Origin of the sequence: Streptomyces sp. 71268 (assembly GCF_029392895.1) — a bacterium.
Taxonomy (GTDB): Bacteria; Actinomycetota; Actinomycetes; order Streptomycetales; family Streptomycetaceae; genus Streptomyces.
Genome location: NZ_CP114200.1, coordinates 4896734 through 4920763, shown reverse-complemented (window position 1 = coordinate 4920763; position 24030 = coordinate 4896734). Strand labels below are relative to the sequence as shown.

Sequence of the window (24030 nt, the reverse complement as noted above, 5' to 3'; positions counted from 1 at the left end):
CCGCACGTCCCACACACGCTCACCAGCCGCCCTGAGGTCAGCCCCCCACCCCCACCCCACCTGCGAAAACCCCGTGGACGGCAGCCGCCCCGGATGTCATAGTCCCGCCGTGAACACGACCCGCGCCGCAGGCGCGCCCCGCGAACTGGCCGGTGGGCTCGTCCTGCGTGAGGCGTGCCCCGGTGACCTGGAACAGATCGGTGCGCTGCTCGCCGCGCGCGGGGCGGAGGAGGACGCGCTCGATCACCGGCTGGTGGTCACCGACCCCGACGCCGGCTGGGCCGCGTGTGCGGTGGTGGTGGACGGTGAGCGGGTCGTGTCGACGGCGACGCTGCTCGACGAGGAGGTCCGGCTCGGGGACGTACGACTGCCGGCCGGGCAGGTGGAGTCGCCACCGACCGGGCGTACGAGGGACGCGGGCTCGTGCGGGCGCTCATGGGGTGGGCGCACGAGCGCTCGGCCGCGCGGGGGCACGTCGTCCAGGTGATGATCGGCATCCCGTACTTCTACCGGCTGTTCGGCTACGAGTACGCCATCGACATCCCACCCGCGCTCGCCGTCACCATCCCGCCGTCCGACGGCGACACGCCCGCGCTACGCGCCGCGCGGCCCGACGACGTTCCCGCCCTCGCCGCCCTCCAGGGCGCGGCCCAGGCCCCCTTCGACGTGGCGGTGCCGCACTCGGCGCCGCGCTGGCGCTGGTTGCTCGGGCACGACTCGAGCGACCTGTGGGTGCTGGAGCGGGGCGGCGCCGTCGTGGCCTCCGCGCGCACCACGCTGCCCGGCGACGGCGTGCTGGTGGCGGAGGCCGCGGCGGTGGACGAGGCCGCCGCGCGGGAGTTGCTGTGCGGCGTCGCGGCCCGGTGCCCGGGGGCGGGACTGCGCGTCGTCCACCGGGCCGGCACCGTGCCGGCCGAGGCGTGGCGGGAGTGGGTGGACCACACGCCGCGCGGCCGGGCGGACCAGTACTACGTCCGCGTACCCGATCCGGCGGCGCTCCTGGACCGGCTGCGCCCGCTGCTGTGGCGGCGCCTGACCACGACCGGCGTCGACCTGCCCGACGGCGACATCGTGCTCTCCACCTTCGGCGCCCACTACCGCCTCCCGGTGCTCGCCGACGGTCTCGGCGAGGTCGTCACGGGCGGCCCGCGCCAGTACCCCGGCAAGGACGGCGCCGCGGTGGCCCCCGACCACCTGCCCGCCCTGCTCTTCGGCCCGCACGGCATGGCCGGCCTCACCCAGCTCCGCCCGGACGTGTACGCCCCGCGGCGCGAGCTGTTCCACGCGTTGTTCCCGCCGCTCACGGCGGACGTGCTGAGCTACTACCTGCCGTACTAGACCTGCCGTCTGGTCCTCCCATGCCGTACTGGTCCTCCCGTACGACAGTCCGTCCCGCCATCCGAGCGGGCCGGCCCGCCGGCGTACGACCGGCCAACGCCGGAGGAAGCGGCGCGTGTTCGGCCTCTTGGGGCGCGCGCCCGGCGCCACGGAGCCCCGGAAGGCGCCCCGTTCGCGTGACTGCCGGGCCCGGTGGCATGACTGCCGGGCCCGGTGGCGTAGCTGCCGGGCTGGATGGCCTGACTGCGGGCCCGAGCCTTGACGTACGCGCCACCGACGGCCAATTCTCCGCTGGTTGGGTCACGACGTGCACACGCACCGCGAACGAGAGGCTCCCCCATGCCCACCCCTGAGTCCGCCGAGTCCGCCACCGAGTCGGCACCCGGGACCGCGGCCGGTCCCGCGCCCGGCCCTGCCGTCGACGAGCGCTCCGTCCCCGCCATCTCCCGGCGCAACGCCGGCCGGCTGCTCGGCGGCGCGGCGGCGGCCTCGCTGTTCGTCGGCGCGCGGCCGGCGTTCGCCGCCGCGTCGGGCAAGGCCGACCTGGTGTTCCGCAACGGCGACGTGATCACGATGGACCCGCGGCGGCCGAGGGCGTCGGCCGTCGCCGTCCGGGCGGGCCGCGTCGCGTACGTCGGCGACGACGCCGGCGCCAGCGCGTTCACCGGGCCCGGCACCGAGGTGGTCGACCTGCGCGGCGGGAGCCTGCTCCCCGGCATCAACGACACCCATCTGCACGCCGCCGTCTACCGGTTGAACCTGCCGCCGTACGTCGTGGACCTCGGCCCGACGGCGGTGCGGTCCATCGCCGACATCGTCGCCGCGGTGGCCGCCGAGGCCGGCCGGTTACCGGCCGGGCAGTGGGTGCGCGGCGCCGGCTGGAGCCCGGGCCGGCTGGCCGAGCAGCGCGGCCCGAACCGCGACGACCTGGACCGCGTCTCGCCCGACCACCCGGTCTTCCTCCAGGACAGCGGCTACCACGTCAGCGCGGTCAACTCACGCGCCCTCGCCCTCGCCGGGATCACCGACGTCGGCCCCGGCGACCCCAGACAGCCAGGCGTCGAGTACGACGCGAACGGCCGCCCCACCGGGGTGTTGCGGTACGGGGCGCAGGCCCTGGTGCAGTTGCTGCTCCCGCCCCGGTCGCGGGACGAGCGCAAGGAGGCCGTCCGGGACGCGGTGGCCCGCCTGCACGCCCAGGGCATCACGAGCTTCACCGACCCGGGCCTGGGCCCCGGCGGTGACGGGCTCGGTGGCGGGACGCAGGGCATGGAGACCCTGCACGCGTACGCGGACCTGGCGCGCTCCGGCGAGCTGCACGCGCGGGTGAGCACGCTCTTCCTGCCCTGCTCCCAGTCCGGCGGGTCGGCCGCCGCAGTCGACGCGGCGCTGCGCGGCTTCACGCCGCCGACCGGCGTCGACCCGCGCCGGTTGGCGGTACGCGGCGTCAAGCTGTTCTCCGACAGCGGCGGCGACCTGCTGGTGGAGGGGGACACGAACGAGGAGCGGGCCGCCGAGCTGACCGAGATGATCCGGATCGCGCACGCGGCGGGCTACCAGTTGGGCGTGCACTGCTACCGCTGGGTGCCCACCGTCGTGGAGGCGCTCGTCGCCGCGCTGCGCGACCACCCGCGGCCCGACGCCCGACACGTCGTCATGCACGGCCCGTTCGTCCCGACGAGCCTGTTGCCGACCATGGCCCAGCACCGGATCGGCCTTGGGCCGCAGGCTCAGAGCTGGGCGAACGTGGTGCACGGCGCGGCCCAGGGTCCGGAGGGTGACGCGTTCCTGCCGTGGCGCTCGGTGGTCGACGCCGGGGTGCCGTTCGTCGGCAGCTCGGACGCCCCGGTCAACGAGCCCGACTGGCGGGCGGGCGTCCGGGCCCTGGTGACCCGCGTCGGCGCCTGCGGCGAGGTGCACGGGCCGGAGCAACGCCTCACCCTGGACCAGGCCCTGGCTGCGTACACCACCGCCGGCGCCTGGCAGGACTTCGCCCAGGGTTGGAAGGGCTCGGTGAGCGTGGGCAAGGTGGCCGACCTGTGCGCACTCGGCGCCAACCTGCGCACCACGCCGCCGGAGGACATCACCTCCGTACCGGTGACGATGACCGTCTTCGACGGGCGGGTGGTGTACGAGGGGGCCGCCGCGAGCTGAGCCGCGGGGCCGTCGGCGCGGCCCGGGTGCCCGGGGCTCGGGACCGGTTCCGGGCCCCGGACTCGCGCTACTTCGCCGGGAAGAGCCGCAGCTTCGCGGTGTCCCCCGTGATGGCGAGAACGGAGATCGACAGCTCGTTGACGGTGGACGGCCCGCCCTGGTCGGGGCGCTGCCCCAACAGGTTGGCGGCGAATCCAGTCGCGTCGACCGAGCTGAGGTCCACGCCGTCGGCCCCGACGGCGCTCACCGTGAACGGTCCCGCGCGCAGGCCGGCGGCGCGCGGGAGCTGGGTGCCCTTGGTCACGACGACCGTGCAGCTCCCGTCCGCACACGCCCGCAGCTCGGCCGGTGTCGACGGCTTCATCGGCCTCACCTCGGTCGGCGTCGGCGACGCGGAGGGCTTCGTGGGCGAGGGCGTGGGCGAGGCGGGCGACGGTTCGGCCGAACGCGAGGGCTCGGCCGAACCGGGCGCCCCCGCGTCGCCTCCCGAGTCGGAGCCGCAGCCGGTCAGCGCGGCGGCGAGGGCCAGCACACAGCCGGCCCCGGCCGTGCCGCGCGCCAGGGACAGCCTGGTCCTATGGCGGCGGGCCGGTGATTCCGATGTGGTCATGGGACCGTTCTATACGCGCGTACCCGGGAGGGGTCCCGGCGCCGGCCCCGCTCTCCCCCGCGGCCGCGACGGGCACGGCTGCTGGGGGTCGCGGGTGGCCGAGGGTGGTGTCCGCGTGGTGCGCCGGTCCGTGGCCGGGCGCGGGCCGCGCTGGGTACCGATCAGCGGACGGGGAACGAAGCCAAGGCGAGATCCCACTGGTCAGCGGCGCGAAGCAGGGCGGCCATGCCCACCCGGGTCTCCACGTAGTACTGGTAGATGTCCGCGTCGTCGTCACCCCGCTGCCACGGCGGTGCCGCCTCCATGGACAGGTGCACACGGATCACCGCGCGGTCCTCGCTCCGATCGGCGAGACCAAAGGCCAGGACCGGCTCGACGAACCACGCGTCCGGGGACAGCCGACCCTCGGCGTCGGGCCCGATCACCGCGACCGCCCCCGCCGCCACAGCACGCAGCCAACCGGACACCCGGCGGGCCTCGTCGGTGAGCAGACAGGGATCAGCGAAGGTCCAACTGCCCTCCGGAGCCCGCACCTCACCGCCGATGACCAGCCAGTTGTCGTCGTACGAGTCACCGCGGACGGCGGAGAACTGGTACCGCAGCGGACGCAGTTCGACACTGCTTGCCTGATCACCCAAGAGCATGGCCGAAGGGTGTCACGGGCCTTCTCGACGCCGCACACGCGGCTTTGTTCACGCCTTCCGGTTGTGGCACGACCTCTGTGACGCGGTCACGCTGAGCGGCGTTCGGACCGTCCGCGGAAGCGCGTGCTGCTCGCACAGTGATCGCGATGTCGGTGGCTGATGCGAGGATCCCGGCGCAGCTACACGAGGAGATCACCATGGGCACCTGGGGCACCGGCCCTTTCGACAACGACACGGCCGCGGACTTCGCCGATGCTCTCGACGGCACCGAACCCGAGGAACGCGAGGCGCTGATCCGTAGCACCCTCACGCGCACCGTCGGCGCCACCGGCTGGCTCGCCGAGGGAGACGAGGCGGTGGCCGCGGCGGCGCTGATCGCGGCGCAGTGCCCTGGCGGCGACCCGATCGACTCAGCCTGCGGTCCTGAAGAACCCATGCCCGCCTTCCCTGACGATCTACGGAGGCTCGCGGCCAAGGCCCTCGCTCGCGTCGTCAGTGAGGAGGCCGGGCCGGCCTCGAACTGGGTCGACCCGGAAGACGGGAAGCAGTGGCGGGCCAACGTCGACCGCCTTCGCGCAGTCCTCGCTCCGTCATCACCGTCCACCCCGCCGCTCGTTGTCGAGCAAGGACAGAGCCCCACCCACCACGGAACCTGAGCCAGAGCCGAAGCTCGTGGCCGTACGGGCCCAGCTCGGGGTCTCGGCACCTCCCGACCGAGACCGCGGCGCCGTCGTCGCCGACCGACAGTCGTGCCAGAACCGGCTCTCGTGGGCGGACCACGACGTCCGATGGCCGCCAGCACCGTCCCGTCGGGAACCCCATGCTGGCGGCATGACGATGTCACCAGCGGCGGACGCCGCGACGGTCCTCACCGGGATGTACGCCGCCGAGGCCGCGTACCTGGCGGCCGGCGGGCCCGGCGAGGCGTCCTTCGACCTCCTCGCCCCGTTCTTCGCGCCGGACGTCACGCTGCACCAGGCCGACGGGTTGCCGTACGGGGGCACGTGGCGCGGGCACGACGGAATCCGGCGGTTCTTCCTCGCGATGGCGCGGACCTGGGAGTCGTTCGAGATGGTGGAGCAGGAGTTCCTCGCCACCGGCCGGACCGCGGTCGTCCTCACCCAGGTCCGGGCCCGCGCGCGGGCGACCGGCCGCGAGCTCGGCTTCCCGATCCTGCAGACGGTCACGGTCGAGGGCGGCCGGATCACCGAGGTCCGCCCGTTCTACTGGGACACGCTGGCCATCGCGGACGCCTGCGGCACGGCGCCCCGAGCGGCCTGAGACGCGGCGGCCCCGACCGGTTCGCCCGGCCGGGGCCGCGCGGCGCCGCTGTGCCGTCGTTCCGCTGTCCCGCTGTCCCGCTGTGCCATGGCTGTACGTCACATATCGGGACCCGCGCCTGACGTGCGGCCGGCCACGAGCGGAGGCCGGAGGCTCGGGCCCTACAGTGCCCGCTCCAGAGCCTTGGTCAGGGCGACCGGGGTGATGTCGAGGCGGTCGAAGCGCCAGCCGGCGTCGGTGCGGCGGGCCCGGTAGCGGTGGATACCGGCGGCGACGGCCTCCGTCGAGTCGTCGATGACGAAGACGGCGATGTCGTGGGCCCGCACGGTGGCGGTCGCGCCGTCGATCTCGATGACGAGGTTGGACTTGTTGTGCAGGGTGCGGGCGTAGTCGTCGTGGCGTGCGCGGACGAGGTCGACGAGTTGCTCGATGCCGTGGGCCTCGCCGCGGAGCGAGGTGACCACGACGTCCTGGGTGAAGAGACGGTCGGTCTCGTCGTAGCGGCCCTCGTCGATCCACAGGCTGTGGCGGGCGACCAGGTCGGACAGTTCGGCGCGGTCGGCGAGTTCACGGAGCAAGGTTTCGGTGCCGGTCATGGCGGCCTCTCAAGCGGTTAGTGCCACTAACGTTCGGGTTCCTCACGAACGTATACCGTTAGGAGCACTAACACAAACGGCTAGGCTGTCGGCATGGAGACCGGCGACGAATCGCGCTTCGACCGCGGCGACGAGACTCCCGAGCGGCTCAAGGGCCAGCTCTCGCGCCTCGTCGGGATGACCGCCGTGCAACTGCGGCGGGTGGCGGGTGACGCGCTCGGCGCGGTGGGGGCCCGCAAGGACCACTTCGTGGTGCTCGCCACGCTCGCCGAGTTCGGGCCGGCGAGCCAGGCGGCCCTCTCCGACCGCACCCGGATCTACAAGAGCGATCTGGTCGCCGTCCTCAACGACCTCGCGGCCGGCGGCTGGGTGCGCCGCGCCCCCGACCCGGCGGACAGGCGCCGCAACGTCATCAGCATCACCGACAGCGGCGAGCGCCGACTCGCCGAACTCGACCGCGTCCTCGCCGACGTCAACGAGCGCGTCATGGCTCCGCTCGACCACGACGAGCGCAGGCAACTCTTCGCCCTGCTCGGCCGCGTCAACGCCCACCTCGACACCCCGCCGGGACGGCCCGGCCACGCCTGAGCGCGCCGGCGCGCGCCCGCTTCGCCGCAGCGGTGGCGCCGTCGGTGGCGCGCACCGGACGGTGGCTCTCCGTATCGCTCACGGCGAGTCGGGCACAGAGCGCGACGAGGCGGGTACGCGGACAACACGCGGCCCCCTGGTGGCGGGCGCGCCCCAATGCGAGAGTGGCCGCGCTAGCGGTCACGGTCGTGCGTGGCCAAGGCTGGGGCGACCGCCCTGATGTGCGCGGATTCTCCCTAGTTTCCGCACAGTTGCCCCCACAGGAGAAGGGAACACGGCAGGTGAGCCAGGAACGCGAGTGGGATCAGGGTGTGGCGGCCCTGTTACGGCACACCGCGTGGCAGCACCCGAAGCGGTACGTGGGGCCGCACGGCCACTCGTGTTACGTGGCCAGCGAGGCCGCGGACAGTCCCCTGGCCAACCTCATGCAGAGCATGGAGGACGGTGCCCTCGACCACGTGGCGTCGGTGACCGAGCACGCCCGGGCCACCCTGCACGGCACGGCGTCCGAGGACCAGCTCCGGTGCGCGCTGAGCGAACTGGTCCTCTCGTCCGAGAAGGCCCTGCGGATCGCCGCGTGCCGGGGCGAGCGCCTGACCGCCGACACGGCGGACGAGCCGGCCGACGACGAGGACACCACCACCCCCACCCGCTGACCCCCGCCCCCTCTCCCCGATCTCTTCCTCCCCCTCCCGGTCTCGTACGGTCTCGTGCGGTCTCGTCTGTTCTCGTACGGCTTCCCGCACGGTCGCGTGCGGTCGCGTGCGGCCTCGTGTGGTCCCGTTCGGTCGCTGTCGCGCGGGCCCGGGGTGGCGCGGTGTGGCGCCCGCGCGCCGGGCCCCTTCGCCGACGTCGCACGTCGTGGCGTGGGCCGCGTCGGTTGGACGGTCGGGGCGTGGCGTACGAGAGTGGGGGCCGCGCGGTGCGCGGAGGTGGAACCGCGGGGCGCGAACCGTAGAGAGAGGTAGCTCGCATGGCACAGCAGGTGCGTGGCGTGGTGGCCCTGGGCAAGGGGCAGCCGGTCCGGGTGGAGACGATCGTGGTGCCCGACCCGGGCCCGGGCGAGGCGGTCGTACGGGTCCAGGCGTGCGGCGTGTGCCACACCGACCTGCACTACCGTGAGGGCGGCATCAACGACGACTTCCCGTTCCTGCTCGGGCACGAGGCGGCGGGCGTCGTGGAGTCGGTCGGCGACGGGGTGAGCGACGTGGCGCCCGGCGACTTCGTCATTCTGAACTGGCGCGCGGTGTGCGGCCAGTGTCGGGCGTGCAAGCGGGGCCGCCCGTGGTACTGCTTCGCGACCCACAACGCCACCCAGAAGATGACCCTGGCCGAGGGCCCGTCGGCCGGCGCCGAGCTGACGCCGGCGCTGGGCATCGGGGCGTTCGCGGAGAAGACGTTGGTGGCCGCAGGCCAGTGCACCAAGGTGGACCCGGCCGCCTCGCCGGCCGCCGCCGGCCTGCTCGGCTGCGGCGTGATGGCCGGCATCGGCGCCGCCATCAACACCGGCAACGTGGGCCGCGGCGACTCCGTCGCCGTCATCGGCTGCGGCGGCGTGGGCATCGCCGCGATCGCGGGCGCCCGGTTGGCCGGGGCCGCCAAAATCATCGCGGTGGACCTGGACGACCGCAAGCTGGAGCAGGCACGCGGGCTCGGCGCCACGCACACCGTCAACGGGCGCACCACGGACGTGGTCGAGGCCGTGCGCGGGCTGACCGACGGCAACGGCGCCGACGTCGTCATCGAGGCGGTCGGCCGCCCGGAGACGTACCAGCAGGCGTTCTACGCCCGCGACCTGGCCGGCACCGTCGTCCTGGTCGGCGTGCCGACGCCGGAGATGAAGCTGGAGCTGCCGCTGCTCGACGTGTTCGGGCGCGGCGGGGCGCTCAAGTCGTCCTGGTACGGCGACTGCCTGCCCTCGCGCGACTTCCCGATGCTCGTCGACCTGTACCAGCAGGGGCGGCTGGACCTCGACGCGTTCGTCAGCGAGACGATCACGCTGGACGACATCGAGGAGGCGTTCGCCAAGATGCACCGCGGCGAGGTGCTGCGTTCGGTGGTGATCCTGTGACCGGCGAGGCGCGCATCGACCACCTGGTCACCTCCGGGACGTTCTCGCTCGACGGCGGGACGTGGGAGGTGGACAACAACGTCTGGCTGGTCGGTGACGACCGCGAGGTGTACGTCATCGACGCCGCGCACGACGCGCGGGCCATCATCGAGGCCGTGGGCGACCGGCGCCTGCTCGGCATCCTGTGCACGCACGGCCACGACGACCACATCGACGCGGCCCCCGAGGTCTCCGACGCCACCGGGGCGCCCATCCTGCTGCACCCGGAGGACGAGGCGCTGTGGCGGATGCGGCACCCGCACCGGGCGCCGGACGGCCGGCTCGTGGAGGGTGACGTGCTCACCGTCGCCGACACCGAGTTGCGGGTGCTGCACACCCCCGGGCACTCCCCCGGCGCGGTGTGCCTGTACGCGCCGACGCTGACGGCCGGGGCGCCGGACGAGGGCGGGCTCTCGGGTGTGGGCACGCTGTTCTCGGGTGACACGCTGTTCCAGGGCGGGCCCGGCGCCACCGGGCGCTCGTACTCCTCGTTCCCGACGATCATCGACTCGATCCGCGACCGGCTGCTGACCCTGCCGGCCGAGACGGTGGTACGTACCGGACACGGCGACTCCACGACGATCGGCGCCGAGGCGCCGCACCTGGAGGAGTGGATCGCGCGCGGCCACTGAGCCGCGGTTACCGGCCCCGGGGCGCGCGTCGGTGGCGCGGGCCGGCGGCACGGGCCAGCCGGACGGGGCGGCGGTACGGATCGGCGAGGGCCGGCGCGGGGTGTGAACCCGGCGTCGGCCCTCGCCGTTGTCGTTCTCGGTCGCACCCGATCTTGGAAAGAAAAAGGGGAAAAAATTCGGACATACCCGAACCTTTCACCCGGAGTGCCGCGTCCTCGCTTGTGTAGTCCCGACTCTCACGCCCCGGCAGTCGCCTGGCGTGACGACGCAAGGAGATGAGTGACATGGCAGCAAGGACGCGCCGCGCCCGCGTGACGGCGGCGACCCTGGCCCTCGGCGTGGCGGCGGGCGGTGCGGCGCTGGCGCTCGGCACGGCCTCCGCTCAGGCCGCCGACGCGACGAGGGCCGCGGCCCCGGCCAAGCCGCACGTGACCGTCGACACCCGCAGCACGAAGCCGCTCAACGTCCGGATGTACCCGAGCGAGGACGCCACGGACGTGGGCAACCTCAAGAACGGCACGGTCGTCGGCGTGGACTGCAAGGTCCGCGCCCAGCCGGTCCAGAACAGCACCTACTGGTACAAGATCCGCGGCAAGGAGCAGTGGATCACCGCCGAGTTCACCAAGAGCCCGGCCGGCACCGCGCCACTGTGCAAGGACTTCTTCCGAGCCCAGCAGGCCACCGACCAGGGCAAGGCCGTGGGCTGACCCAGCCCGACCGCACAACGCGACACGCGGCCGGACACGGCGGCCCCCTCGGGCCGACCCTGCCGGCCGGCACGCCCCGCCGGACGCTGAACCACCAGCGCGCCGACGGGGCGTTCCTCTTGCCCGCGGCCGTTCAGCCGCCGCCCGGCCGCCACCCTCAGGGGGCGACCGGCGGCTCCCAGGCGGCGACGAGGTCGAGCAGGCCGGGGAAGCGGTCGTTGAGGTCGGCGACGCGGACGTGGCTGCGCCGCTCCAGGCCGTACTGGCGCTGCCGGATGAGGCCCGCCTCGCGCAGCGCCTTGTAGTGATGGGTGAGCGACGACTTGGGCCGGTCGATGCCCAGCCAGGAGCAGGGATGGTCGAACCGCTCCGACTCCAGCAGCAACTTGCGCACGATGAACAGGCGCAGCGGGTCGCTCAGGGCGCCGAGCACCGTCTCCAGGCGCAGCTCCGCCGGGGCCGGCTCCGGCAGCGGAGCGGGCAGGTCGGCGGGTTCGGGCAACACCCGGACGGCCGAGATGGTGTGCGCACTCGACGGCATGGGCCGCCTCCCGTCGCTCGATTCGCCTCAGTACGGACGGTACGGATCGTACGGACGGCATCGCCCCCGCAGAATCAGTACGAGTTTAATCGTACTGCATGCTAAGTTCGACTCAACTCGTACTGAGAGCGGCGAAGGGGGCGGGCATGTCGGCACGGCGTACGGCCACGGGGGCGGCGGTGAGCGTGCGGGGCGACGGGCCCCGGCGCCACGACGTCGCGGGAGGGCCGGCGGATGGGCGCGCGGTGGTGCCGCTGTGGTGGGTGTGGCTGGCGGCCTGGCCCGTCACGGCGGTCTTCGCCCTGTCGAACGCGGCGACGCCGCTGTACGTGCTCTGGCAGGACGAACTCGGCTTCTCCGGCGGCACGTTGACCGTCGTCTTCGCCAGTTACATCGTCGGCCTGCTCGCGTCGCTGCTCTGCTGCGGCGTGCTGTCCGACCGGTTCGGCCGCCGGCCCGTGCTGCTGCCCGCGCTGGGCCTCGCCTTGGCCGCCTGTCTCCTGTTCGCCACCGCGCACCACGTCACCGTGCTGATCGTGGCGCGGCTGCTCACGGGACTGGCCGTCGGGGCGGCCGTCTCCGCGGGGATGGCCGCCGTCACCGACGTGGCCGGCCCCGACCGACGCCGGCTCGGCGCCCTGTTGGCCTCGTCCGCCATGGTCTTCGGCGCCGGCCTCGGGCCCCTCCTGTCAGGCGTGCTGTCCGAGACGCTGCCCGCGCCGACCGTCACCGTGTTCCTCGTGGAGGCGGCGCTGCTCGGCACGGCCGCGCTGGTCGTCTGGCGGATGCCGGTGCCGAGGCCGGTTCCCGGGCTGGCGCCAGTGCCTCGCGCGTCGGCGGGGCCGGGCGGAGGCAAAGGCAGGGACAGGGACAGGGGCGGGGACACGGACCGAGTTGTCTGGGTGCGGGTGCCGGGCGTTCCGCGAGGCAGTGGGTGGCACCTCGCGCTGGGCGTCGCGGTGTTCGGGCCGGGCATCGTGGCGACGTCGTTCGTGCTCTCGCTCGGGCCGTCGCTCCTGACCGACCTGCTCGGCAGCGGCAGCCGGATCGTGCCGGGCGCGCTGGCGTTCGCGATGTTCCTCGCCTCGACGTGCGTGCAGTTCGCGGTGCAGCGGCGCTCCCGGCACACGATCCTGGTCGGCGGGGCCGTCAGCGTCGTGTTCGGCATGGCGACGCTGGTCGTCGCCGTGCACACCGCGACCGTCTGGGCCCTGGTCGCCGCGGCCGTGCTCGCCGGGGCCGGCCAGGGCATGGGCCAGCTCGGCGGCCTGTCCCTGCTCAACTCCAGCGTCCCGACCCACCGGCTCGCCGAGGCCAACGCCGCGCTCAGCGTCGGCGGTTACGCCCCGGCCGGCCTGCTCGCGGTCGGCGCCGGCTACCTCACCGACGCGGTCGGGCTGACCAGCGCGGCCACCACCTTCGCGGTCACCCTGGCGGCCGCGGCCGGCCTCGGCGGCGCCCTCGTCGTCGCGCGCCGGAGCCGGGGCGGCAACGGCCAGCCCGTACGGCGCTGACCTGACGTCAGCCGACGAGGGCCGTCCAGGTCTTCGGGCCCGCCTCGCCGTCGACGACCAGCCGGTTGGCGCCCTGGAACGCGCGGACGGCGGAGCGGGTCACCGAGCCGAAGCCGCCGTCGACGGCCAGGCCCGCGCTGTGCTTGTTCAGCACGGTTTGCAGGGCCCGCACGTGCGAGCCCGAGTGGCCCTGCCGCAGCGTGTACACCAGGTGCGGCCACGTCTTCGGGCCGACCTGGCCGTCGGCCACCAGCTTGCGGGCCGACTGGAACCTCTTGACCGCGCTCACGGAGACCGAGCCGTACGCGCCGTCGGCGACGAGCTTGTGGCCGCGCTGCGTCAGCAGGTGCTGGAGGGTCCTGACGGTCGCGCCCCCGGCCCCCGGGTCCAGGGTCGGCCAGCCGCCGCCCAGGTCCACGCCACGGGCGGCGAGGTAGCTGACGGGGTTGGTGATGCCGCCGAGGCCGTTCGAGTGGACCTCAAAGTGCAGGTGCGGGCCGGTCACGTTGCCGGTCGCGCCCATGTCGGCGATCCGCTGGCCGGCGCTGACCTTGGCGTTCAGGCCGACGCGGAACCTGTTGAGATGCCCGTAGTAGGTGTACCGGCCGCCGCCGTGCGAGATGACCAGGCCGTTCCCGCTCCGCCCGCCGAGTACGCCCGAGCCGCGCCGGATCACGGTGCCGGCCGACGCGGCGTAGATAGCCGTGCCGATCGAGTTGGTGACGTCCTGGCCGGCGTGCGGCCCGCCGCCGCGCGGGGCGCCGTAGTGGCCGCCCTTGGGGAAGTGGCCACGGGCGGGGTTGCACCACTGGCCGTTCTTCAGGGACCCGGCGACGGGCGTGGCGGCGGACGTCGCGGCCACCGCCGGCGACGTGAGCCCCGCCGCGCCCGTCAGGACCACCCCGAGGCCGGCCCCGGCGCCGAGCAGCAGCCCCCTGCGCGAGAGGCCCGCGGGGCGCGGGTCCGCCGCTTCCAGTTCCGCGCCGTCGAACGGACCGCACTGCTCACACATGTCGCATCCTCCTGAAGTCACTGTCGGCCGGCAGGCGTCGGCCGGCGTCCGCCGACCGACGCTGGTCAGCCGCCTGGTCGGGCGGTGCTCGCCGGCCGGCCCCTCGACCGGCTCCGGCCGTACGCGGGCGAAGCCCCGGCGCCGCAGCCGTGGTTGGGGCGGTTCTACGCGCGTCACTCCAGGGGCGTGCCGCACCCACGGCAGGGTGGCGGGAACTGTTCGTCGAGAGCATGACAGACAACGGCCGGATGCTCCACAGGTACGGGAGCGGCGGATGCGATTCCTGACGGCGGTTCACTGCCCGTGCCAACACCCGTGGGAACCCGTTCACTTCGCGTACGCGCACCGCTTCCCGGCATGCGCGGAACCGGTCGATCGCGCGCGCCGGGGCCCGACCCTCACGCGTCGCGGCTGGTCAGCGCCCGGAGCCAACCGGCCAGCGCGCCGGCGGTCAGCACGCAGGCCAGCGCCACCCCCCACAGCGCCCCGTCGGCGGCCCGCGCCGCCTGCCCCGCCCACGCGCCCGCGCCCGCGCCGGCGCCCGTGTCCGCGCCGGCGGGGCCGCTCGCCGTCGGGCCGACGAGCGCCACGCCGAGCCCCGCCGCCACGGTGACCACCGTCTTGGTCACCCCGGACGCCTCCCCCGCGCGCCGGGGGTCGATGACCGCCTGCGTGGCGGCCAGCGTCAACGCGTTGGCGAGGCCGAGGGCGGCGCCGGCGGCCGTGGCGGCGCACAGGTAGCGCGGGAGGGTGCCGGCGGTGGCCATCGCGCCGAGCCCCACGGCGCCCGCGACCAGGCACCCGGCCATCACGGCGACCGCGCGCGAGGGCGCGATTCGCCCCGCCACCACGCCCGCGCCGGCCATCGCCGTCGCGGGGGCGAGGAACGCGCACCCCGCCTCTCCCGCCGACAGCGCCCACGTACCCTGCAGGGCCAGTGGGGTGACGTAGAGGAAGACGACCGTCGCCGCGTTGGCCACCGCCCCGGAGCCGGTGAGCGCGACGTACGGGCCGTTGCGGAACAGTGACAGGTCCACCAACGGATCGGGGGCCCGGCGCTGCCGCCGTACGAAGGTGGCCAGCGCCACCCCGCACGCCCCGAGCGTCGCGACGCTCGCGCCCGACCACCAGCCCCAGGCGGGCCCACGGTCGACGAACAGCCCCAGCGCGGCGAGCGCGGCCGTGCCCGTGACCAGCCCCGGCCAGTCCCAATCCGCGCGCCCGCGCACCCGGGCGCCCGCGTCACCCCGCCGCCGCGCGCGCCACCGGCCCCCCACCGACCGCGCGGCGCCCCGCCCCGCGCGCGGGGTACGCCCAGCGCGCCTGGAACGCGCCGGGCACCCGGCACGCGCCGGGCGCTCGGCGGCCCAGGCGGCGACCGCGGCGCAGCAGGCGAGCGGCACGTTCAGCCAGCAGACCGCCCGCCACGACAGGGCCTGGGTCAGCGCCCCGCCGACGAACGGGCCGCACGCCGTGGCCACCCCGCCGAGGCCGAGCGCCCAGCCGGTCGCGCGCCCGCGCAGCGCCGGCGGGTAGGCGCTGGTCAGCAGCGCGAGCCCGGCCGGCATGAGGCAGGCGCCGCCGGCGCCCTGCGCCACCCTGGCTGCCACCAGGGCCGGCAGTCCGGGCGCGAGCGCGCACGCGGCCGAGGCCACTCCGAACAACGCCAGCCCCAGAAGCAGCATCCGCCGCCGCCCCCACAGATCGCCCAACCGCCCGGCCCCGACCATCAACGACCCGGCGGCCAACAGATAGCCGCTCACCACCCACCGCACGTCCCCCGCCCCGCCCGTGCCCGCCCCACCGGCGGAGTCCGGCGCTCCGGCGGAGTCCGGCGCTCCGGCCGGGCCGGGCGAGGCCGTCGGCGCGGGCGCCAGGTCGGCCGCGATCCGCGGCAACGCCAGGTTCAGGGCGAACGCGTCCAGTTGTACGCAGCACACCGCGAGGGCCACCGCGACCAGCACCCACCGCCGCCTCCGGACGGCACCACCCGCGCCCGCAGCGCTGCCCGGGCCACCATCTGCCGCGCCCTCGCCCACCCCGCCCGGGCCACCGGCCACCACCGGGCCTCGATCCCCCGCCTCGTACGGACCAGCGGCCTCGATCTCCCCGTCCGCCCCGCCGCGCTCGGCGCCCGTTTCCCCGCGCGCGCCCGGCGCGTCCCATCCCCGTCCCGCTGTCATAGCGTCGCCCTCCCGGCGTCCGTGGCCCAGTCATCCGTCCACCCGCCACCCGCGACGCGCGCGGCGGGGTACCGCTCGGGAGGGGGAGAGGGGCGCCGGAAACGCGGCGACGGCTGTGCGTCGCGGCGTGCGCGAGAGGTCGTGAGGTGGGAACACGAGAGACCGCGAGGTGGGAGCGCGAGAGGTCGCGAGGTGGGGGCGCGGGACGCGTGTGGTGCGGGCCGGCGCGGCGCCGGCCCGGGCGTCCGCGTCCGTACGGGCCAGGGGCCGGAAGGGCCGGAGGAGCCGGGTCGCGGGCCGGAGGGCGCGCGAGGCCGAAGGGGCCGGATCGTACGGCGGCGGCGCGGGCGGCGGAGGCCGCCGAGGCGACGGGAGCCCGGGGCGCGCCGTGCCCGTCCACCGTACGCGGGCGGGTGCGGGTACGCCTACCCGTACGCGCACCCGGGTCGCGCGCCGGTCGGGCCGCGTGCCCGTCAGGTGGCGCGCCCGTCAGGTGGCGTTCGGCGGGTCGGGTGGACCCGCCGGTCACGACGGGCACGACGGGTCCGGCGGGTGGCGGGGTGCCGCGGCGTGGGGTGGGCGCCCGGCCCGTGACACCATCGGCAGCGTGATCGACCTCGGCTACTCCCTCTCTCCCCGCTTCCCCGACCCGCCGCAGACGGACTACCGCACGGCGGACGTGTACGCGCTGCGGCACGACCTGTTCTGCGGTGACGTGTACCTGGCGGACACGAAGGCCGACCGGGAAGTGTCCACAGCCTGGGGATGGGTGCCGGTCCTCGACTTCGCCTGGGCGCTGTGCGACATCGTGGAGCAGCTCGACCGCGACCCGCGCGGCAGCCGGTCCGCCCAGCCGGTCCACGCGGAGCTGGACTTCACCGAGTCCAGCGACCGGATGCTCTTCGAGCGCCGGTTCGGCTGGGTGGACGTCACGGCGGACTGGGTACCGCTGGAGGAGCCGCCGTTGACCTTCAACCACGCCGCGCTGCGCCGCGAGGCCCGCGACTTCCTGCACGACGTGATCGCGGACCTCACCGACATGCACGAGGGCCTGGCCGACAACCCCGTGGTCTGGGACGTCCAGGCCCGCTTCCCCCGCGTCTGACCTCCCGCCCGGCCCCGCGAGAGCGCGGGAGCGGGCCTGGGCCGGGGGCTCGCCACGTACGCACGGCACCCCGCGCGTCACCGCGGTCAGGCCGTGTCGCGCTCCGCCATGTGCCGCGTGATCCGGTCGAACAGCACGGTCAACGGTTCGCCGACCTCCCGGCCGAACTCGCCGACGACACGCTGGACATCACCGGCTCCCCGAGCCCGGCCGAGCTGTGCGTCAGCCCGGACGTCCGGCAGGTCCTGGGCCGCGCGCCGCGTCACTTCGCCGACTGGGTGGCCCGCAACGTCGCCGCCTTCCGCTGAACCCGGCCGGCGCGGGCCGCGCCGCCCCCTCCCGGCCGCCCCGCCAGCCGTCCCCCGCCCGCCGCCCGCGCCATCGCCCCCGCCACGCCTACCCCGGCGGCCCCTCGTCGGCCACCCGTACCCCGAGCTGGGCGGCCATCGCTGGGGCCAGGTCCAGGAGTTGGGTGGGGCTGATGACCGCGCCGGAGAGGGCGTCCAGGCCGCGGGCGATGTCCAGCTCGACCACGCGGCGCAGGTCCACGTCCGTCATGCGGGCCGCGGTGAAGTCCACCCGGCGCAGCACGCAGTTCGCGAACGAGACCCGCTCCAGCGTGGCGCCGCCGAAGTCCGCCTCCACCAGGACGCAGCCGTCGAACGTCACGTCCCTGAGCTTGGCCGTGCGCAGGTTCAGGTAGTCGAACTTGCCGCCCCGGACCAGAACGCCCTCCCACGAGCCGCCGTGCGCCTGGGTGCCACCCAGCCGGGCATCGGTCAGCTCCACGTCGCGCAGTGAGGCCGTCGACAGGTCCGTCCCCACGCCGCGCACCTCGGTCACGACACAGTCGATGAACCGGGCGCCCGCGAACACCGTCTCGCCGAGCGCGCAGCCCCGCACCCGGCAGTCCAGGAAACGGGCGCCTCGGGCCGCCTGGTCGCTCAGATCGAGGTCAGTGAAGTCCTGCCCGTCGTAGTCCCCCTCGGCCTCCAACGCGCCGCCCCCGTACGGCACCAGAGGGGGCAGCCGCACGGCCGGGCGGCGCGGCGCCCGGACCCCGTCCCCGTCCCCGTCTCCTCGCCGGCCGCCCGCGCCCGCCGCACCGGCCCGCCGTCGCCCTCGCTCCGCCACGCCTTCCGCCCTCCGTCACCGCGCCCGCCGCTCGACCACGTCCGCTTCCTGGCACTGCCATCCCATCGTGCACCCGGGGTCTGACATCGCCTCGTAACCCGCTCTGACCTGCGACGCTTGACTTAACCTTTGGTTGAAGTCGGACGCTCGTCGCATAACAGCGGCCCCGTGGGGCCCCGACCGATGGAGATCGCCATGCACGCCGTTCGTCTGCACGCCTTCGGGCCCGCCGAGAACCTCACGTACGAGCAGACGGAGGACCCGCGTCCCGCGCCCGGGCAGGTGCGGATCAAGGTCGAGGCGGCGGGGGTGCACGTCATCGACACCACCTTCCGCTCGGGCGACCCCAACGCCCCGTACGACCTGCCCGAGTTGCCGACGATCCCGGGCCGCGAAGTGGCGGGCACCGTCGACGGGCTGGGCGACGGCGTGGACCCCGCGTGGCTCGGCCGGCGCGTGGTGGCACACCTCGGCCTGGTGCCCGGCGGCTACGCCGAACTCGCCGTGGTCGCCACCGAGAAGCTGCACGCGCTCCCCGACGACCTGCCCTTCGACCACGCCATCGCCATGATCGGCACCGGCCGCACGACGGTGGGCATCCTGCTCTTCGCGGACCTCACCGCCGACGACGTGGTGGTGGTCACGGGAGCCGCCGGCGGCATCGGCACGCTGCTCACTCAGTACGCGAAGCACGTGGGCGCCACCGTGGTGGGCCTGGCCGGCGGGCCGACCAAGGTGGCGCGGGTGGCCGAGCTGGGCGCGGACATCGCCCTCGACTACGACGCCACCGACTGGCCCGAGCGGGCCCGCGCCGCCCTCGGCGACCGCGCGGCCACGATCGTCTTCGACGCCGTCGGCGGCGAGCGCGGCCTCGGCGCCGTTGACCTGCTCGGGCCCGGCGGCCGGCACATCGTCTACGGCTGGGCCGGCGGCCCGCTCGACCTGAGCGAGGCGGAGTTGGAGCGGCGCGGCATCACCTCGCTCCAGGTCGTCGGCAAGCCGATGCTCGACCGGATCGGCGGCCCGGCCGGGATGCGCAAGCTGGAGGAGGACTCGATGGCGCTGGCCGCCTCCGGCGTCCTGGTGCCGGCCGTGCACCGCTTCCCGCTCGCCGAGGCCGCGGCGGCGCACCGCGCGATCGAGACCCGCGGCACGATGGGCAAGGTCGTGCTGATCCCCTAACCCGCCACGGCCCCGACGACCGCATGGGGCGGCCCGGCGGTACGGCTGGACGTCTGTACGGCTGGCCGTACGGCGGTACGGCTAGACAGCACGCCGGAAACGGAAAGTCTTCGCGCCCGGCGGGCCGGCGGGGACGGCCTCCAGCGTGTCCCCGTCGACCACGATCTCCAGGCTGGTCGGGACGTTGGCCGACACACACGGTGAGCCGAACGCGAGCCGGTACTCCCGCTTGCCGTCCCCGCCCTCGCCCGTGTCCGCCACCTCGGCTCCGCCGCACAGCCTCGCCGGCGGCGTACCGAGCGTGGCCTCGTCGCTCCCGTCCACCTGGATCACGGCCCGGTCCGCGAAGTCGGAGTACCCGGGCGGCTGTGGCCCGTCCGCCACCCACTCCCCCTCGATCGGCTCCGGGGACGACTCCTCGGAACACCCGGCCAGTAACAGGGCCACGGCCAGGACAAGCACGGTGAGCGTGCGGCGCATGCGAATCTCCCGGTGGCGGACGACCGAACGGGCCACAAGTCAAGCAGGCACCCGTCCTCGTCCGCCGCTGGTTCGCCGCCTTCGCCGCGATCGTCGGGCGAGGACGGGTCTCAGTCCACGTACCGCAGCGCGTGCGAGGTGTTGTTGAGCCGTCGGCCGCCGGTCTCCGTGCAGGTGACGATGTCCTCGACGCGGACGCCGAACCGGCCGCGCAGGTAGATGCCCGGCTCGATCGAGAAGCACATGCCCGGCACCAGCGGCAGGTGCTCGCCCTCGACCAGGTACGGCGGCTCGTGCGTGGTGACGCCGATGCCGTGGCCGACCCGGTGGATGAAGTACTCGCCGTAGCCGGCCTCGGTGATGACCCGGCGGGCCACCCGGTCGATCTCCTGACAGGCGACCCCGGGGCGCACCGCCTCGAACGCGGCCTGCTGCGCCTCGCGCACGACGTCGTGCACCTTGCGCTCCTCGGGCGTCGGCTCGCCCACGTGCACGGTGCGCGTGGTGTCGGAGCCGTAACCGTCCTTCAGGCCGCCGAAGTCGAGCACGACCATGTCGCCGTCCTCGATCACCCGCTCGCCCGCCTCGTGGTGCGGGCTCGCGCCGTTCGGCCCCGACCCGACGATGGTGAAGTCGACCTGGCTGTGGCCGTGCGCGCGCAGCAGGTCGGCCAGGTCGGCGGCGACGTCCAGCTCCCGGCGGCCGGCGAAGCGCGCCGCCGAAATCTCCTCGTACACGGCGTCCGCCGCCGCGCCGGCCGCGGCCAGCCGCCGCACCTCGTGCTCGTCCTTGACCGCGCGCAGCATCGGCAGCACGGCGGTGAGCGAGTCGTACGTCGTGTCGGGGCGGGCGCGTCGCAGGGCGAGCAGGTGCAGGGCCCAGGCGGAGTCGGCGATGCCGTACCGGCCGCGCGGGTCGAGGAGCGTGCCGGCGGTCTCGTACGGGTCGTCGCCGTCGGTCCAACTGACCAGTTCGACCGCGCCCGCGCCGACGGCGTTCGCGGCGTTGGCGCGCTCAAGCGCCGGCACGAGCAGGCGCGGCGGCCGGTCCGGGGTGATGACCAGGGCGGTCAGCCGCTCGCTCGGCGTCACGTCGTGGTAGCCGCACAGGTGGGTCAGGTCGGGCCCCGGGGTGACGATCAGCCCGGCGAGGCCCGCGTCGAGCGCCGCCCGACCGGCCCTGGCCATCCGGGCGGCGTAGTCCTCGCGGGTGATGGGCGCCGGCTGGTCGGCGGCTTCGGGCATGTCTCTCCTCCGGGCGGGGCGGTGGCGGTCGGCGGCTGGTGACGCCCCTCCGAGCGGGGCCGTGGCGGTCGGCGGCGGCTGGTGCCGGCCGGTGCCGGGTCAGCTCAGCATCGCGCAGCCGGCCCCGCCTCGCGAGAGGACGCGGGGGGCCCGACCGGCGAGCCGACGGCCGCACACCCGGCACACACCCACCCGGCACCCGGCCCCTCGGCGCGGACGCGCCCCGGCATCCGTACCCCCGCCGCGAGCACGCCCCGGCGACCCCCGGCGGGAGCACGCCCCCACGCCCCTCGGCGCCAGTACGCCCCGACACCCCAACGCCCGGCGACGTACACGCCCCTACCGCGCGCCGCGACGCCCCCGCGCGCCGGCGCGTCCACCGGCGCGGGTCACCCACGCGGCCACCTACCGGGAGCCGTTCACTCCGGGAAGCCGCGCCCGATCCGTACCGCCGCGTCCACCAGCTCGCTCACGTGCATCCGGCCGGCGCTGCTCGGCATCCGGTTGCCGGGCCAGTACGCGGAGAGCGCCGCGACCACCCGGCCGCCCGGACCGTACACCGGCGCCGCGACCTCGGCGCCCTCGCGCTTGCGGACGTCGATGCTCTGCGCCCAGCCCTGCCGCCGCACGCTGGAGAGGGAGGCGGCGGTGAACCGCGACCCGCGCAGCATCTCGTGCAGCACCTCCGGCTCCTCCCAGGCGAGCAACACCTGCGAGGTGGGGCCGGCGTTCATCGGGAACGCCGCGCCGACGGGTACCGAGTCGTAGGGGCCCGACGTGTCGTAGGACGGAGCGGGGGCCGCGGCGACGCAGATGCGCAGGTTGCCGCGGCGACGGTAGAGGCGGGCGTTGGCCCCGGTCACGTCGCGCAGTTCGGCCAGGACCGGATTGGCCACCGTCAACAGCCGGTCCTGGCAGGCCTGTACGGCCATCACCCCCAGTCGCGGTCCCAGGATGAACCGCCCGTGCTTGTCCCGTGCCAGCAGCCGCAACCGCTCCAGCGCGAGCACCAGCCGGTGGGCCGTCGGGCGTTTGAGACCGGTGTCGGCCACGAGCCTCGTTAACGAGGCCGGGCCGGCCTCCAGGACCCCCAGCAGTAGTGAGGCTTTGTCGAGGACACCGACGCCGCTGAGCGGTTGCTCAGGGGCCAGCGCCTTCTCCGGACTAGTCGTCGTCATGCGTGTGTCTCCTCATCGGACCGGCCCCGCGGTGTGCCGGGACCGTCCACAACCACGGCTTCGTTGCGGATGTCGAGCGATAACGGGCGGAGGTCCGACGGGACTGGGGGAAGACTGCCGACCCTCCGCCACCGCTGGCGCTCCGGGAGGAGTTGCCACCGGTGGGATTCATCATCCTTAGTTGGCGCGGATTCCAATTCCCACGGACATGTCTATCCGCCCGGATCGAACACCCGCAATGACCACTACAGGAAGCTGCCAGCCCCAACGGGACACCAGCAATAGTTTGCCTTTCGGCGCATTCGGCCCCCGCTCAACCCAAACGGCTGTTCTCGGCAACAGGTCCCCCGCCTGCCGCCACTCGCCCCCTCCGAGCCCACCGCCCCCGTATGCCCCCGCCGCGCATCACGCCCCGCTCGCGGCACCGGATGCCATGCGCCCCGCACGCCCCGTACGCCCACCCCACCGCCCGCGCCTCCCACGCGCCCGGGGCGGCTGCCACCGGGCGACTGCCATCGAGCGGCTGCCACCGTGCGGTTGCCACCGGGCGGCTGCCACCAGGCGTGCGGCGCCATGGGCGACACGGTCGGTCCGGACGGTGTCGGCGGTGCGGGCGTACGGCGGCGCCCCGTTCAGCGCAGCTCAGGCACCGGCGACGGGGCCGGAGTTGGAGCCGAGGCCGGGGCCGAGGCCGGGGTCGGGGTCGGGCCCTGGGGCGAGGGCGAGGGGGCGGCGGGGGCCGCTGGCAGCAGGCCCAGTTCGGCCGCCCGGACGCCCGCCTGGAACCGGGAGTCGGCGCCGAGCAGGGACATCATCTCCGCCACGTAGCGCCGGTACGTACGCACCGAGACCGACAGTTCGCGCGCGGCCACCTCGTCGGTGACGCCCAGGCGCAGCCACTCCAGGATCTGCCGGAGCATCTCCTTGCGGCTCCGGTCGCCGTCGTCCAGGCGTTCGCCGGCGGCCAGCGACTTGCGCCAGATGCCGGTGAACAGCGTCCGCATGGCCTCGATGACCCCGGGGTCGCGGATGGTCGACGCCCGTCGACCGACCGCCGCGTCCGCGCAGACCAGTGCCGCCCGACCGTCGACCACGACGGCCGCGAGCAGCGGGATACGGGCCACCCGGACCTCCAGCGGCACCGGCCCGCCGGCGTGCCGCTGCACGAACTGCCGGTCCAACGCGCCCGGCGCGCACAGCAACCGGGCCCGCACCGCGCGCCGACCCGCGCCCTGCCCCCGGCCGGCGCCCCCCGCGGCGTCGGTGTCGGGCTGGGCACGAGAACCGGCCACGGTGCCGGCGGTTCCGCTTCGAGCCGCCGCGCGGGCCTCGTCCACGGAGCGGCCGTCGCCGCCCTGCGCCGACAGCCAGTCGCCCAGCGCGGAGTACAGCACCTGAGCGTGCCCCGCGTCTCCCGCGAGGACGATGTCCACGCTTTCCCGCGCCTCGCCGAACAGCTTCCTGGCGGTCACCAAAATGTCGTTCTCCTGGCTTCCGACCGTCGCCACCCACGAATTGCGGGACTGCCGGTCCCGGTGCTTCACCACCGTCGACTCGACGAGCGCCCGCACCGCGAGGAGTTCCTGCGCAATGTCGTCCTCGGTCGGTGGATTACTCGCGCTGGTCGCGGCGTGTACGAATTCCCTCAACTCATTCACCCCCGTGAATTCCACCCCGTTCGGCGCGCTGTCACGCGATACCGGCGGCCCGTCGGCCGGCAATCGCGGCACGGGCGTCCGGCGGCTCCGCCGACGCGGCGTGTTCGGCCGTCGTCGGCGGGCGAACACCGCCGCCTCT

Annotated in this window: 24 protein-coding genes and 1 pseudogene; 14 read left to right on the top strand and 11 right to left on the bottom strand. The window is 74.8% G+C overall.

The window, feature by feature from the left end:
• Positions 1-109: 109 nt before the first annotated feature.
• The 3 genes from OYE22_RS19405 (at position 110) to OYE22_RS19395 (ending at position 3492) form a co-directional block, all read left to right on the top strand.
• On the top strand, positions 110-487 hold the full coding sequence (locus tag OYE22_RS19405; protein ID WP_277321587.1) for a hypothetical protein: 378 nt from the start codon (positions 110-112) through the stop codon (positions 485-487).
• Complete coding sequence (locus tag OYE22_RS19400; RefSeq protein WP_277321586.1) at positions 424-1338, top strand: hypothetical protein; 915 nt, start codon at positions 424-426, stop codon at positions 1336-1338. The genes OYE22_RS19405 and OYE22_RS19400 overlap by 64 nt, the downstream gene beginning before the upstream one ends.
• 339 nt (positions 1339-1677) lie before the next feature.
• On the top strand, positions 1678-3492 hold the full coding sequence (locus tag OYE22_RS19395) for an amidohydrolase (RefSeq protein WP_277321585.1): 1815 nt from the start codon (positions 1678-1680) through the stop codon (positions 3490-3492).
• Positions 3493-3559: 67 nt separating this feature from the next.
• Here the strand turns inward: OYE22_RS19395 and OYE22_RS19390 are convergent, their stop codons facing one another.
• Positions 3560-4102, bottom strand: coding sequence for a hypothetical protein (locus OYE22_RS19390; protein WP_277321584.1), 543 nt, complete (start codon positions 4100-4102; stop codon positions 3560-3562).
• A 161-nt stretch (positions 4103-4263) separates the two neighbouring features.
• Positions 4264-4746: a hypothetical protein gene (locus tag OYE22_RS19385; protein ID WP_277321583.1), complete on the bottom strand. Its 483-nt coding sequence runs from the start codon at positions 4744-4746 to the stop codon at positions 4264-4266.
• A gap of 197 nt (positions 4747-4943) precedes the next feature.
• Between OYE22_RS19385 and OYE22_RS19380 the strand changes: the two genes are divergently transcribed.
• On the top strand, positions 4944-5402 hold the full coding sequence (locus OYE22_RS19380; protein ID WP_277324211.1) for a DUF4259 domain-containing protein: 459 nt from the start codon (positions 4944-4946) through the stop codon (positions 5400-5402).
• A gap of 175 nt (positions 5403-5577) precedes the next feature.
• Positions 5578-6027 (top strand): nuclear transport factor 2 family protein, encoded by a 450-nt coding sequence (locus OYE22_RS19375; protein WP_277321582.1) that lies wholly within the window; start codon positions 5578-5580, stop codon positions 6025-6027.
• Between the two features lie 161 nt (positions 6028-6188).
• Here the strand turns inward: OYE22_RS19375 and OYE22_RS19370 are convergent, their stop codons facing one another.
• Entirely contained in the window at positions 6189-6623 is a 435-nt protein-coding gene (locus OYE22_RS19370) for a nuclear transport factor 2 family protein (RefSeq protein WP_277321581.1), read from the bottom strand.
• A gap of 93 nt (positions 6624-6716) precedes the next feature.
• On the opposite strand from OYE22_RS19370, the gene OYE22_RS19365 reads away from it, so the two are divergent.
• From OYE22_RS19365 to OYE22_RS19345, 5 genes are all read left to right on the top strand, one after another.
• Positions 6717-7211 carry a MarR family winged helix-turn-helix transcriptional regulator gene (locus tag OYE22_RS19365; protein ID WP_277321580.1) on the top strand — a complete coding sequence of 165 codons (495 nt, stop codon included), beginning with the start codon at positions 6717-6719 and terminating at the stop codon, positions 7209-7211.
• A 281-nt stretch (positions 7212-7492) separates the two neighbouring features.
• Complete coding sequence (locus OYE22_RS19360) at positions 7493-7867, top strand: hypothetical protein (protein ID WP_277321579.1); 375 nt, start codon at positions 7493-7495, stop codon at positions 7865-7867.
• Positions 7868-8184: 317 nt separating this feature from the next.
• Positions 8185-9282: an S-(hydroxymethyl)mycothiol dehydrogenase gene (locus OYE22_RS19355; protein WP_277321578.1), complete on the top strand. Its 1098-nt coding sequence runs from the start codon at positions 8185-8187 to the stop codon at positions 9280-9282.
• Positions 9279-9953 (top strand): MBL fold metallo-hydrolase, encoded by a 675-nt coding sequence (locus OYE22_RS19350; RefSeq protein ID WP_277321577.1) that lies wholly within the window; start codon positions 9279-9281, stop codon positions 9951-9953. The genes OYE22_RS19355 and OYE22_RS19350 overlap by 4 nt, the downstream gene beginning before the upstream one ends.
• 284 nt (positions 9954-10237) lie before the next feature.
• Entirely contained in the window at positions 10238-10660 is a 423-nt protein-coding gene (locus tag OYE22_RS19345) for an SH3 domain-containing protein (RefSeq protein WP_277321576.1), read from the top strand.
• A 157-nt stretch (positions 10661-10817) separates the two neighbouring features.
• Here OYE22_RS19345 and OYE22_RS19340 read toward each other — a convergent pair whose 3' ends face one another.
• Complete coding sequence (locus OYE22_RS19340) at positions 10818-11201, bottom strand: ArsR family transcriptional regulator (protein ID WP_277321575.1); 384 nt, start codon at positions 11199-11201, stop codon at positions 10818-10820.
• A gap of 146 nt (positions 11202-11347) precedes the next feature.
• Here OYE22_RS19340 and OYE22_RS19335 point away from each other — a divergent pair, with 146 nt between their 5' ends.
• Positions 11348-12715: an MFS transporter gene (locus OYE22_RS19335; protein ID WP_277321574.1), complete on the top strand. Its 1368-nt coding sequence runs from the start codon at positions 11348-11350 to the stop codon at positions 12713-12715.
• A gap of 7 nt (positions 12716-12722) precedes the next feature.
• On the opposite strand, the gene OYE22_RS19330 is transcribed toward OYE22_RS19335, so the two are convergent.
• Both OYE22_RS19330 and OYE22_RS19325 read right to left on the bottom strand, forming a co-directional pair.
• Positions 12723-13616: a peptidoglycan-binding protein gene (locus OYE22_RS19330; RefSeq protein ID WP_277324210.1), complete on the bottom strand. Its 894-nt coding sequence runs from the start codon at positions 13614-13616 to the stop codon at positions 12723-12725.
• 509 nt (positions 13617-14125) lie between these two features.
• Positions 14126-15910: an MFS transporter gene (locus OYE22_RS19325; RefSeq protein ID WP_277321573.1), complete on the bottom strand. Its 1785-nt coding sequence runs from the start codon at positions 15908-15910 to the stop codon at positions 14126-14128.
• A 607-nt stretch (positions 15911-16517) separates the two neighbouring features.
• Between OYE22_RS19325 and OYE22_RS19320 the strand changes: the two genes are divergently transcribed.
• Both OYE22_RS19320 and OYE22_RS19315 read left to right on the top strand, forming a co-directional pair.
• Positions 16518-17015: a hypothetical protein gene (locus OYE22_RS19320; protein WP_277321572.1), complete on the top strand. Its 498-nt coding sequence runs from the start codon at positions 16518-16520 to the stop codon at positions 17013-17015.
• 155 nt (positions 17016-17170) lie between these two features.
• Positions 17171-17323 (top strand): annotated as a pseudogene (locus OYE22_RS19315) (NmrA family transcriptional regulator); the annotation flags it as partial.
• Positions 17324-17411: 88 nt separating this feature from the next.
• Here the strand turns inward: OYE22_RS19315 and OYE22_RS19310 are convergent.
• A complete protein-coding gene (locus tag OYE22_RS19310; RefSeq protein WP_277321571.1) occupies positions 17412-18050 on the bottom strand; it encodes a pentapeptide repeat-containing protein in 639 nt (212 codons plus the stop codon).
• A gap of 294 nt (positions 18051-18344) precedes the next feature.
• Here OYE22_RS19310 and OYE22_RS19305 point away from each other — a divergent pair, with 294 nt between their 5' ends.
• Positions 18345-19331, top strand: a complete 987-nt coding sequence (locus OYE22_RS19305) for a zinc-binding dehydrogenase (RefSeq protein WP_277321570.1) — start codon at positions 18345-18347, stop codon at positions 19329-19331.
• Between the two features lie 81 nt (positions 19332-19412).
• Here the strand turns inward: OYE22_RS19305 and OYE22_RS19300 are convergent, their stop codons facing one another.
• From OYE22_RS19300 to OYE22_RS19285, 4 genes are all read right to left on the bottom strand, one after another.
• Entirely contained in the window at positions 19413-19811 is a 399-nt protein-coding gene (locus tag OYE22_RS19300) for a hypothetical protein (RefSeq protein ID WP_277321569.1), read from the bottom strand.
• A 110-nt stretch (positions 19812-19921) separates the two neighbouring features.
• Positions 19922-21055: an aminopeptidase P family protein gene (locus OYE22_RS19295; protein WP_277321568.1), complete on the bottom strand. Its 1134-nt coding sequence runs from the start codon at positions 21053-21055 to the stop codon at positions 19922-19924.
• A gap of 419 nt (positions 21056-21474) precedes the next feature.
• Complete coding sequence (locus tag OYE22_RS19290) at positions 21475-22233, bottom strand: IclR family transcriptional regulator C-terminal domain-containing protein (protein ID WP_277321567.1); 759 nt, start codon at positions 22231-22233, stop codon at positions 21475-21477.
• A gap of 632 nt (positions 22234-22865) precedes the next feature.
• A complete protein-coding gene (locus OYE22_RS19285; protein ID WP_277321566.1) occupies positions 22866-23891 on the bottom strand; it encodes a LuxR family transcriptional regulator in 1026 nt (341 codons plus the stop codon).
• Positions 23892-24030: the final 139 nt, after the last annotated feature.